Origin of the sequence: Streptomyces sp. NBC_00376 (assembly GCF_036077095.1) — a bacterium.
Lineage (GTDB): Bacteria > Actinomycetota > Actinomycetes > Streptomycetales > Streptomycetaceae > Streptomyces.
In genome coordinates, this window is sequence record NZ_CP107960.1 from 2752311 (window position 1) to 2764314 (window position 12004).

Sequence of the window (12004 nt, forward strand, 5' to 3'; positions counted from 1 at the left end):
ATGACCCGGTGATCACCGCCCGGCAGGAGCTCACGCCCCTGCCGGGCGGTTCCACGTCCGGCAGGCCCTCAGCGCATCAGCACGCCCGCACCGTCCACCGCCGCCTCCGCGGGCAGCGCCACCAGGCCGAGTTCCGCCCCGGTCGCCAGCAGCGGATGGGCCGGCAGCACCCGCACCGTGTAGCCGTACGGGCCCGTGCGGTCGAGGGCGAGCGGCCCCTCGTAGAGCCAGCGGCCCTCCAGGTCCTGGCCGCCGGCCGGTTTCAGCGGGAAGAGGCGGCCGTCCGAGATGCCGTCGGCGGCGTCCACCCGGCCGGCCACCGCCTGCACCTCCACGTCGTCCGGCTCCAGCACCCCGAGGGCGACCCTGACCCGGAGCAGCAGCGTCGAGCCCAGCTCGGCCGAGCCGTCCGCCGAGGTGGGCGCCACGGCCTCCACGTGGTCGACGGCCACTCGCGGCCAGGCGGCGCGGACCCGGGCCTTCCAGTCGGCGAGCCGGCGCGCCGCCGGCGGGTCAAGCGCACGCCGGGCGTGCGCGGCGGGCGCGTACAGCCGCTCCACATACTCGCAGACCATCCGGTCGGCCAGCACCTTGGGACCGAGGGTGCCCAGCGTGCGGCGGACCATCTCGATCCAGCGCCCCGGAAGGGCCTGATCGCCGCCCCGGTCGTAGAAGCGCGGCGCGACCCGGTCCTCGATCAGCTCGTAGAGGGCGGCCGCCTCCAGATCGTCCCGGCGGTCCTCGTCCAGGGCCAGACCGTCGGCGGTCGGGATCGCCCAGCCGAAGTCCGGCTCGAACCACTCGTCCCACCAGCCGTCGAGCACCGAGAGGTTGAGGCAGCCGTTGAGCGCCGCCTTCATCCCGCTCGTACCGCAGGCCTCCAGCGGGCGCAGCGGGTTGTTCAGCCATACGTCGCAGCCCGGGTAGAGCTTCTGCGCCATGGCCATCCCGTAGTCCGGCAGGAACACGATGCGGTGGCGCACCCGGGGGTCGTCGGAGAAGCGCACCAGCTCCTGCACCAGCCGCTTCCCGCCGTCGTCGGCTGGATGGGCCTTGCCGGCGACGACGATCTGGATCGGGCGGTCCGGGTGGAGCAGCAGCTCCCGCAGCCGGTCGCGGTCGCGCAGCATCAGCGTGAGCCGCTTGTACGAGGGGACGCGCCGGGCGAAGCCGATGGTCAGCACGTCCGGGTCCAGCACGGAGTCGATCCAGCCGAGCTCGGCCGGCTCCGCGCCCCGGGCCCGCCAGGAGGCGTGCAGCCGTTCGCGGACCTCGGTGACCAGCTGTCCGCGCAGGGACCGCCGCAGCTCCCACAGTTCGCGGTCGGGGACCTCGGTGGCGGAGTCCCAGCGGCCCGGTGTGCCGCCGTAGCGGTTGCGCAGCCGGAAGACCTCGGGCGCGACCCAGGTGGGTGCGTGGACCCCGTTGGTCACCGAGGTGATCGGCACCTCGGCCGGGTCGAAGCCCGGCCACAGCCCGGCGAACATCTCCCGGCTGACCGAGCCGTGGAGGGTGGAGACACCGTTGGCCCGCTGGGCGAGCCGGAGTCCCATCACCGCCATGTTGAACAGGCCCGGCTCACCGCCGAGGTAGGTCTCCGTGCCCAGTTGCAGGATGCGTTCGGCGGACACGCCCGGGAGTTCGCCGTCGTCGCCGAAGTGCCGGGCGACGAGTTCGCGGTCGAACCGGTCGATCCCGGCGGGCACGGGTGTGTGGGTGGTGAAGACGGTGCCGGCCCGGACGGCCTCCATCGCGGAGTCGAAGTCCAGGCCGGTGACTGAGAGTTCCCGGATGCGTTCGAGTCCGAGGAAGCCGGCGTGCCCCTCGTTGGTGTGGAACACCTCGGGTTCCGGGTGTCCGGTGAGGCGGCAGTAGGTGCGCACGGCCCGTACGCCGCCGATGCCGAGGAGCATCTCCTGGAGCAGCCGGTGCTCGCTGCCGCCGCCGTACAGCCGGTCGGTCACCTCGCGTTCGCCCGGCGCGTTCTCCTCCACGTCGGAGTCGAGCATCAGCAGCGGTACGCGGCCGACCCGGGCCTGCCAGATGTGGGCGTGCAGCGAACGGCCGCCGGGCAGGGCCAGCACCACCCGGCTCGGAGTGCCGTCGGCCTCGCGCAGCAGGGTGACCGGGAGCTCGTTGGGGTCGAGTACCGGATAGTGCTCCTGCTGCCAGCCGTCGCGCGACAGGCTCTGGCGGAAGTAGCCGTGCCGGTAGAGCAGGCCGACCCCGACGAGAGGGACGCCGAGGTCGCTGGCGGCCTTGAGGTGGTCGCCGGCGAGGATGCCGAGCCCGCCGGAGTACTGGGGCAGCGCCGCGGTCACCCCGAACTCGGGTGAGAAGTAGGCGACGGCGGCCGGGAGTTCCGCGCCCAGCTCCAGTTGTTCCTGGTACCACCTGGGTCCTTCCAGGTAGTCCCGGAGGTCCTGGGACGCCTCGGTCAGCCGGTGCAGGAACTGCTCGTCCCGGGCCAGCTCGGCGAGCCGGCCCGCGGACACTGCGCCGAGCAGCCGCACGGGGTCGCGCTCCGCCGCCTCCCGGATCTCCGGGTCGACGGCCTGGAACAGCTCACGGGTCTCGGTGTGCCAGGACCAGCGCAGATTGCGGGCGAGGTCGCTGAGCGGTTGAAGGGGGTCGGGGAGGACTGGACGCACGGTGAATCGACGAATGGCCTTCACGTGTTCCACCTTCGCAGGGGACGTACGGATCCGAGGGGACGTACTCCGGTGCGTCCCCCACGCCCGTTCCGGCACATCGGCCACACAGGTAATGGCCGATTCCGTTCCCCCGTTCGGTCTTGTGGCACTCCGCACCAGAAGGAAAGCTGCCCAGTGGCGTCCAAAGGGGCATCTGCGGGCTCGTGAACGCGGGTCGGTGCCCGGTGCGAAAAGGTCGTCAGAGATACGCCCGAGTATTTGACAAACCACCGGATTGGCCCACCTGGAATCGTGGGAAGGCTTCTCCGGTAGGTCGCCCGGATGCGCACCGGGTGCCATATGAACGATGCCCGGACGCAGCACGAATGCGAGGCATCCACGAGCCGGTTTCCATCCGGTTCACATCCACGAAACATACCCGTGCCCCGGCCATTCGACTGCCATTCGAGTGAATGCGGACAGGAGCGGCCATGCCCACACCCCGTCAGCCGTCAACGGAGCAGCTAGAAAGGACGGAACCCATCGGTCGCGGTGCGCGAATTTCGCCCTCCGCCGCTGTGCCGCGCCCCGCTCGACCCCGGTCCCGCTCCCAGCCCCATTCCCAGTCCCAGTACCAGTCCCCAGGTGATTCCATGATCGGTCGCATTCCCGTCCTCGACGTCCGTCCCCTCGTCGACTGTGGCAGAAGGCCCGCCAAGGCCGTTGCCGGTGAGACCTTCCAGGTCACCGCGACCGTCTTCCGCGAGGGCCATGAGGCCGTCGCCGCCAATGTGGTCCTGGTGGACCCGGGCGGGCGTCCCGGTCCCTGGACGCCGATGCGCGAGCTGGCCCCCGGCACCGACCGCTGGGGCGCCGATGCCACCCCGGATTCGGAGGGCCGCTGGACGTATACGGTCGAGGCCTGGAGCGATCCGGTCGCCACCTGGCGGCAGCAGGCCGGGATCAAGATTCCGGCCGGGATCGACACCGCGCTCGTCCTGGCGGAGGGTGCCGAGCTGCACGAGCGGGCCGCCGAGGGCGTACCGAAGCGGGACGGGCGCGAGGCGGTGCTGGCCGCCGTGGACGCGCTGCGCGACGAATCCCGTCCGGCCGCCGCCCGGCTGGCCGCGGCGCTCGCCCCCGAGGCGCGGGCCGCGCTCGCCCGTCATCCGCTGCGCGAACTGGTCAGCGCGTCCCCGCCGCTGCCGCTGGTGGTGGAGCGCCGGCGGGCCCTGTTCGGCTCCTGGTACGAGCTTTTCCCCCGCTCCGAGGGCGCCAGGGTCGAATCGGCCGGCCCGCCCACGAAGCGGAAGGGCAGGGCGGCGAAGGCGGCCGAGGTCCCGACGAGGATCGTCAGCGGCACCTTCCGCACCGCCGCCGAACGGCTGCCCGCGGTCGCCGCGATGGGCTTCGACGTGGTCTATCTGCCGCCCGTCCACCCGATCGGGACCACCCACCGCAAGGGCCCCGACAACGCGCTCTCCGCCGCCCCGCACGACGTGGGGGTGCCGTGGGCGATCGGCTCGGCCGAGGGCGGTCACGACGCCGTCCATCCCGATCTCGGCACGCTCCAGGATTTCGATCATTTCGTGGCGACCGCCCGTGATCTGCGCATGGAGATCGCCCTCGATTTCGCGCTCCAGTGTTCTCCCGACCATCCCTGGGTGGAGAAGCACCCGGAGTGGTTCCACCACCGCACGGACGGCACGATCGCCCATGCCGAGAATCCGCCGAAGAAATACCAGGACATCTATCCGATCGCCTTCGACAAGGATCTGGACGGACTGGTCGCGGAGACAGTGCGCATTCTGCGGTTCTGGATGGATCACGGCGTACGGATCTTCCGCGTCGACAATCCGCACACCAAGCCGGTGATCTTCTGGGAGAAGGTGATCGCGGACATCAACCGGACCGATCCCGATGTGATCTTCCTGGCCGAGGCATTCACCCGGCCCGCGATGATGAAGACGCTCGCGACCATCGGATTCCAGCAGTCCTACACGTATTTCACCTGGCGCAACACCCGGCAGGAAATCACCGAATACGTCATGGAGTTGTCGGGCGAGACCGCTTCGTACATGCGGCCCAACTTCTTCGTGAACACCCCGGACATCCTGTCCGGCTATCTCCAGGACGGAGGCCGCCCGGCCTTCGAGACGCGGGCCGTACTCGCCGCGACGCTCTCCCCCTCCTGGGGTGTGTACGCGGGCTACGAGCTCTGCGAGAACACCCCGGCCGGGCCCGGCAGTGAGGAGTACCGCGACTCGGAGAAGTACGAGATCCGCCCCAGGGACTGGGAGGCGGCGGAGCGCGAGGGCCGTTCGCTGGCCCCGCTCATCACCACGCTCAACCGCGTCAGACGCCGCAACCCGGCTCTGCAGCAGCTGCGCGACGTGCACTTCCACTCCACCGACAACGACGCGTTGATCGCGTACAGCAAGCGTTCGGGGTCGAACATCGTTCTGGTGGTCGTCAACCTCGACCCGCACCACACCCACGAGGCCACGGTCTCGTTGGACATGCCGCGACTCGGCCTCGACCGGCACGATCGCGTGCCGGTGCGCGACGAGCTCACCGGCGATACCTATCACTGGGGCAGGACCTTCTACGTGCGCCTAGAGCCGGGCGTCACGCCCGCGCACGTCGTCGTCCTGCGACCGTCCCCGCCGACCGGAGGGTCACCCACACCATGATCGTCAATGAGCCTGTCCACGACACGTTCGAGGACACCCCGGCCAAGGACCGCGATCCCGACTGGTTCAAGCGCGCCGTCTTCTACGAAGTCCTCGTCAGGTCCTTCCAGGACTCCAACGGCGACGGCATCGGCGACCTGAAGGGCATCACCGCCAAACTGGACTATCTCCAGTGGCTGGGCGTCGACTGCCTCTGGCTGCCGCCGTTCTTCAAGTCGCCGCTGCGCGACGGCGGCTACGACGTCTCCGACTACACCGCCGTGCTCCCGGAGTTCGGCGACCTGGCCGACTTCGTGGAGTTCGTCGACGCCGCGCACCAGCGCGGTATGCGCGTGATCATCGACTTCGTCATGAACCACACGAGCGATCAGCACGACTGGTTCCAGCAGTCCCGCACCGACCCCGACGGGCCGTACGGCGACTACTACGTCTGGGCCGACGACGACAAGCAGTTCCCGGACGCCCGGATCATCTTCGTCGACACCGAGACGTCCAACTGGACCTTCGACCCGGTGCGCAAGCAGTACTACTGGCACCGGTTCTTCTCCCACCAGCCCGATCTCAACTACGAGAACCCGGCGGTTCAGGAGGAGATCATCTCCGCGCTCCGCTTCTGGCTGGACCTCGGCATCGACGGCTTCCGGGTGGACGCCGTGCCGTACCTCTACCAACGGGAAGGCACCAACTGCGAGAACCTCCCGGAGACCCACGACTTCCTCAAGCGGGTCCGCAAGGAGATCGACGCGCACTACCCGGACACCGTGCTGCTCGCCGAGGCCAACCAGTGGCCGGAGGACGTCGTCGACTACTTCGGCGAGTACCAGGCGGGCGGCGACGAGTGCCACATGGCGTTCCACTTCCCCGTGATGCCCCGGATCTTCATGGCGGTACGGCGCGAGAGCCGCTACCCGGTCTCCGAGATCCTGGCGAAGACACCGGCGATCCCGAAGAACTGCCAGTGGGGCATCTTCCTGCGCAACCACGACGAGCTCACCCTCGAAATGGTCACGGACGAAGAACGCGACTACATGTACGCGGAGTACGCCAAGGACCCGCGGATGCGGGCCAACATCGGCATCCGGCGGCGGCTGGCACCGCTGCTGGACAACGACCGCAACCAGATCGAGCTGTTCACCGCGCTGCTGCTGTCACTGCCAGGCTCCCCGATCCTCTACTACGGGGACGAGATCGGGATGGGCGACAACATCTGGCTCGGCGACCGGGACGCCGTGCGCACCCCGATGCAGTGGACGCCCGACCGCAACGCCGGGTTCTCCTCCAGCGACCCCGGGCGGCTCTACCTCCCCACGATCATGGATCCGGTCTACGGCTACCAGGTCACCAACGTCGAGGCGTCGATGGCCTCCCCGTCGTCGCTGCTGCACTGGACGCGGCGGATGATCGAGATCCGCAAGCAGAATCCCGCCTTCGGTCTCGGCACGTACAACGAACTGCCCTCGTCGAACCCGGCCGTGCTCGCCTTCACCCGTGAGCACGGGGACGATCTCGTGCTGTGCGTGCACAACTTCTCGCGGTTCGCGCAGCCGACGGAGCTCGATCTGCGGTCCTTCGAGGGGCGTCATCCGGTGGAGCTGATCGGCGGGGTGCGCTTCCCCGCCGTCGGCAAGTGGCCCTACCTGCTGACCCTGGCCGGGCACGGTTTCTACTGGTTCCGGCTGCGCAAGGACGCTCCGCCGAGCTGACCCTAAAGCACCTCCCACCACCAACCGCGGGGCGGTTTCCGCCGCCCCGCACGGAACACCCTCCCGACGCCGCACACATACGGCCCCTTCCGGGCCCCATCTGGCGTTTTGATCCCATCGAGTCGAGTCCGTACGGACCATCCTGACCCGACACGTCCCGCACAGCCGGACAGCTATTGCCGCAATCCGGGACACTCTTCGCATCCTGTGGTGTGCCCGGGGAAAGGACGCGATGCCATGTCGGAGGCTGCATCCCTTCGGGTCGCCCTGGCCGACAGCCCAGCCCTGCTCCCGTCTCTCGCCCCCCTGCTGCACGACTGGCTGCCCCGGCAGCGGTGGTTCGCGGGCAAGGGGCGGCCGGTCACCGCGTTCTCGCTGGTGTCGGCGACCGAGATACTGCCGGTGGGCACCGGTTCCGGAACCGGAACCGGGCTGCTCCATCTGCTGGTCCGGGCCCATCAGCCGGCCACACCCGCGCAGTCGCCGGACGACTGCTACCAACTGCTGCTCGGCGTAAGGGCGGTGCTGCCGCCCCGGCTGGCACCCGCGCTCATCGGCCGGGTGACCGAGGGGCCGCTCGCGGGCCGCACCGTCTACGAGGCGCTGCACGATCCGCGCCTGGCCGAACTTCTGCTGGAACGATTCCGTACGCCCGGCACCCTGGGCGCGCTCCGCTTCGACCGGAGCGGCCCTGCCATCGCGGCGGGGCTCGCACCGCGGCTGCTCGAAACCGACCAGTCGAACACCTCGCTGGTCTACGGCGACGCCTACATCCTCAAGATCTTCCGCCGGATCTTCCCGGGCACCAACCCCGATCTGGAGCTGCCGCTCGCGCTGGCGCGGGAGGGCTGCGGGCGGGTGCCCGCCCCCGTCGCCTGGTTCGAGGCCGCCACCGCCGCGAAGCCGCTCACCCTCGGGGTCCTCCAGCCGTTCCTGAGCGGTGCGCAGGACGGCTGGCAGCTGGCGCTGCGCGCCCTGGCCGCGGGCCGGGACTTCACCGCCGAGGCCCACGCGCTGGGCCGGGCCACCGCCGAGGTGCACACCGCGCTGGCCGCCGCCCTGCCGACGCCCGCCCTGCACCGCGCCCAGACCGAGCACCTGGCCGCCGCGATGGTGCGCCGGCTGGAGGCCGCCGCCCAGGCGGTGCCGGAACTCGTGCCGTACGTCCCCGGGCTGCGCACCGCCTTCGACGCGGTGGCCGCACTCGGGCACCGGGGGCGCGACTGGGCGGCCCAGCGGGTGCACGGCGATCTCCACCTCGGCCAGACGCTCCGCGCGGCCGACGGTTTCTGGTCACTGATCGACTTCGAGGGCGAACCGGCCAAACCACTGCCCGAACGCCGCCGGCCGCAGCTCCCGGTGCGCGACGTCGCCGGGATGCTCCGCTCCTTCGACTACGCCGCCCGCTCGCACCGCCCGTGGAACGCCGACTGGGCGGCCCGCTGCCGGACCGCCTACTGCGAGGGGTACGCCCGCGCCTCGGGCGCCGACCCGCGCGGCGAACCGGAGCTGCTGCGCGCCCACGAGACCGACAAGGCGGTGTACGAGGTGCTGTACGAGGCACGGCACCGGCCCGACTGGCTGCCGGTCCCGATGGCCGCGATCCACCGCCTGGCCGCCGCCGACGCCTGACGGCCGGGCACGCGCTCCCCCTTCCTCCCCCAACCCCTTCCGAGGAGGCTGTCCCCCGTGACCGCCCGCAAGCCGTCCCGCAGAACGCCCGCCCCCACCGAGGCCCCCCGAGCCGAACCACCGGCGCCCGAGGCGGTGGCGGCCCCCGCGGCACCGCCCTCGCCGGAACCGGCCGCCCCGGCCGGACGGAAGAAGAAGCCGGCGTCCGAGCGGGCCGGCGCCGCATCGCCCCGCCCCCGCCGGACCACCACCGCCGCCCGGGGAGTACGCCAGGCCCACCCACTCGACGACGCCGACCGGGGCCGGCTGCTCGCCGGTGAGCACCACGCCCCGCACGACCTGCTCGGCGCCCACCCGGTCCGCGGCGGGGTGACCTTCCGGGTGCTGCGCCCGTACGCCCGGTCGGTGACCGTGCTCGCCAAGGGGCTGCGGGCGCAGCTGCACGACGACGGCGACGGCTTCTTCTCCGGGCTGCTGCCGATGCCCTCGCTGCCCGACTACCGGCTCCTGGTCGCCTACGACGACAACGAGATCGAGATCCAGGACCCGTACCGCTTCCTGCCCGCGCTCGGCGATCTCGATCTGCATCTGATCGGCGAGGGGCGGCACGAGGAGCTGTGGACCGCCCTCGGCGCGCAGCCCATGGAGCACCAGGGGGTGGCGGGCACCCGGTTCACCGTGTGGGCGCCCAACGCCCGCGGTGTGCGGGTCGTCGGGGACTTCAACTACTGGGACGGCACCGGCTTCCCGATGCGCTCGCTCGGCTCCACCGGGGTGTGGGAGCTGTTCCTGCCCGGGATCGGGGAGGGCGCGCTCTACAAGTTCGACATCTGCCGCCCGGACGGCTCGCACACGCTGCGGGCCGACCCGATGGCCCGGTACGCCGAGGTGCCGCCCGCCAACGCCTCGATCGTGACCGCCTCGCACCATCAGTGGCGGGACCAGGAGTGGATGGCGCACCGCGGGGACGTCCCGGTGCACGAGGCACCGGTCTCGGTGTACGAGGTGCACCTGCCGTCCTGGCGGCCGGGCCTGACCTACCGCCAACTCGCCGACCAACTCCCTTCCTACGTAAGGGATCTCGGGTTCACGCATGTGGAGCTGATGCCGGTCTCCGAGCATCCCTTCGGCGGTTCCTGGGGGTATCAGGTCACCGGGTTCTACGCCCCGACCTCGCGCATGGGCACGCCCGACGACTTCCGGTTCCTCGTCGACTCCCTGCACCGGGCCGGGATCGGGGTGATCGTCGACTGGGTGCCCGCGCACTTCCCGCGCGACGACTGGGCGCTGGCGGAGTTCGACGGCCGTCCGCTGTACGAGCACTCGGACCCGTCGCGGGCGGCGCATCCCGACTGGGGCACGCTGGAGTTCGACTTCGGGCGCACCGAGGTGCGCAACTTCCTGGTGGCCAACGCCACTTACTGGTGCGAGGAGTTCCACATCGACGGGCTGCGGGTGGACGCCGTCGCCTCGATGCTCTACCTCGACTACTCGCGCAAGGACGGCGACTGGTCCCCGAACGAGCACGGCGGCCGGGAGAACCTGGACGCCGTCGCCTTCCTCCAGGAGATGAACGCCACCGTCTACCGGCGCAATCCGGGTGTCGTGACCATCGCCGAGGAGTCCACCGCCTGGGACGGCGTCACCCGCGCCACCCACCATGTCGGGCACGGCGGATTCGGTGGTCTCGGCTTCGGGCTGAAGTGGAACATGGGCTGGATGCACGACTCGCTGGTGTACGTGTCGAAGGAGCCGGTGCACCGCAAGTACCACCACAACGAGATGACCTTCTCGATGGTGTACGCGTACAGCGAGAACTACGTCCTGCCGATCTCGCACGACGAGGTGGTGCACGGCAAGCGTTCGCTGGTCTCCAAGATGCCCGGCGACTGGTGGCAGCAGCGCGCCAACCACCGGGCCTACCTCGGCTTCATGTGGGCCCACCCGGGCAAGCAACTCCTGTTCATGGGACAGGAGTTCGCGCAGGGAGCGGAGTGGTCGGAGGGCCACGGCCCGGACTGGTGGCTGCTCGACCCCTCGTACGCGGCGGAGAGCGACCACCGGGGCGTACGCACCCTGGTGGGCGACCTGAACGCGGTGTACGCCGAGACCCCCGCGCTCTGGCAGCGCGACACCGTCCCGGAGGGCTTCGACTGGGTGGACGGGGGCGCCGCCGAGGACAACGTCTTCGCCTTCCTGCGCTACGACGCGCACGGCTCACCGCTCCTCGCGGTCAGCAACTTCTCCCCGGTGGTGCGGCACGACTACCGCGTGGGCGTCCCGGACGTGCCCGGGGACCGGGTCGCGTGGACGGAGGTCCTCAACACCGACGCCGCGCGGTACGGCGGCAGCGACGTACTCCACCGCGGACCGCTGAAGCCCGAACCGGTGGCGGCGCACGGCCGTCCCGGCAGCATCCTGCTGACGCTGCCGCCGCTGGCGACGGTCTGGTTCCGGCCGGTCTGACGGCAGGCATTCACGTTCAGGTGATTTCCCCTCCAGGCCCTCCTGAATTGGTGATCCACTTCGTACGATGCTTACTCAGCACCGATGTCCACGTCGTCGAAGTGGGCTCTTGGTTCCATATTCAATTCAAGGGGAAACCATGACCTCGAAAAAGAGGAATGTTGTGCGCACGATGGCTGCGGCGCTTGCCGCAGCCGCCGCGTTCACCCTGGCCGGGCCCGCCGGAACCGCTTCCGCCATCGACCACGTGACCTGCGACCCGGACGCAGGTTTCCTGAAGATCTGGTCGCACGACGGCAGCGGGCACGACAGCGTGGACTGCTATGCGAATCGCGGGAAAACCAACTTCGGCGGGTGGTGGGTCGACCAGATCTCCACGGGGAACAACGACGTGAAGTACTACGACGCCAATGGCGACGTGGTGAAAATCCCCCGGTGGTCGAACATCAAATATTCGAACGTGCCGAAGGTCGATGCCATCGAAATCCTGTAGGGATTTCCTCAGGGACGTTCCGCAGTCCCGGTCGCGCCCGCCTCACGCCGTCTCGAAGACCTCCTCCAGTTCCTGGAGGAGCTTGCGCCTGGGGCGGGCGCCCACCATCGACTTCACGGGTTCGCCGTCCCGGAACACCATCAGGGTCGGCGCCGCGAGCACCGCGTACCGGCTCGCGATGCCGGGGCTGGTGTCGATGTCCAGCTGGACGACCTCCATGCGGCCGGCCAGTTCGGTGGCGACGGCGCTGAGCACGGGGGCGAGCTGGCGGCACGGGCCGCACCAGTCGGCGGTGAACTCGACCAGCACCGGGCCGTCTGCCGCGAGTACCTCGGTGTCGAAGGTGGAGTCGGTGACCTCGGCCACGCCCTCTGCATGAATCAT

At 70.2% G+C, this 12004-nt stretch carries 7 protein-coding genes; 5 read left to right on the forward strand and 2 right to left on the reverse strand.

Annotation, left to right across the window (positions count from 1 at the left end; all coding sequences use genetic code 11):
* Nucleotides 1-68: 68 nt before the first annotated feature.
* Complete coding sequence (gene glgP, locus OG842_RS12120) at nt 69-2675, reverse strand: alpha-glucan family phosphorylase (protein WP_266729617.1); 2607 nt, start codon at nt 2673-2675, stop codon at nt 69-71.
* A gap of 611 nt (nt 2676-3286) precedes the next feature.
* On the opposite strand from glgP, the gene OG842_RS12125 reads away from it, so the two are divergent.
* The 5 genes from OG842_RS12125 to OG842_RS12145 all read left to right on the forward strand — a co-directional run bounded on the left by OG842_RS12125 (nt 3287) and on the right by OG842_RS12145 (nt 11620).
* Nucleotides 3287-5326, forward strand: a complete 2040-nt coding sequence (locus tag OG842_RS12125; RefSeq protein ID WP_266729618.1) for an alpha-1,4-glucan--maltose-1-phosphate maltosyltransferase — start codon at nt 3287-3289, stop codon at nt 5324-5326.
* The gene (treS, locus tag OG842_RS12130; protein ID WP_266729619.1) at nt 5323-7029 is read left to right on the forward strand and encodes a maltose alpha-D-glucosyltransferase; all 1707 of its coding nucleotides are present in this window, start codon (nt 5323-5325) and stop codon (nt 7027-7029) included. The genes OG842_RS12125 and treS overlap by 4 nt, the downstream gene beginning before the upstream one ends.
* Before the next feature lie 237 nt (nt 7030-7266).
* A complete protein-coding gene (locus OG842_RS12135; RefSeq protein ID WP_266729620.1) occupies nt 7267-8661 on the forward strand; it encodes a maltokinase N-terminal cap-like domain-containing protein in 1395 nt (464 codons plus the stop codon).
* 57 nt (nt 8662-8718) lie between these two features.
* Nucleotides 8719-11127 (forward strand): 1,4-alpha-glucan branching enzyme, encoded by a 2409-nt coding sequence (glgB, locus tag OG842_RS12140; RefSeq protein WP_266729621.1) that lies wholly within the window; start codon nt 8719-8721, stop codon nt 11125-11127.
* Nucleotides 11128-11266: 139 nt separating this feature from the next.
* Nucleotides 11267-11620, forward strand: coding sequence for a beta/gamma crystallin domain-containing protein (locus OG842_RS12145; protein WP_266729622.1), 354 nt, complete (start codon nt 11267-11269; stop codon nt 11618-11620).
* Between the two features lie 42 nt (nt 11621-11662).
* On the opposite strand, the gene trxA is transcribed toward OG842_RS12145, so the two are convergent.
* The gene (trxA, locus tag OG842_RS12150) at nt 11663-12004 is read right to left on the reverse strand and encodes a thioredoxin (RefSeq protein WP_323185728.1); all 342 of its coding nucleotides are present in this window, start codon (nt 12002-12004) and stop codon (nt 11663-11665) included.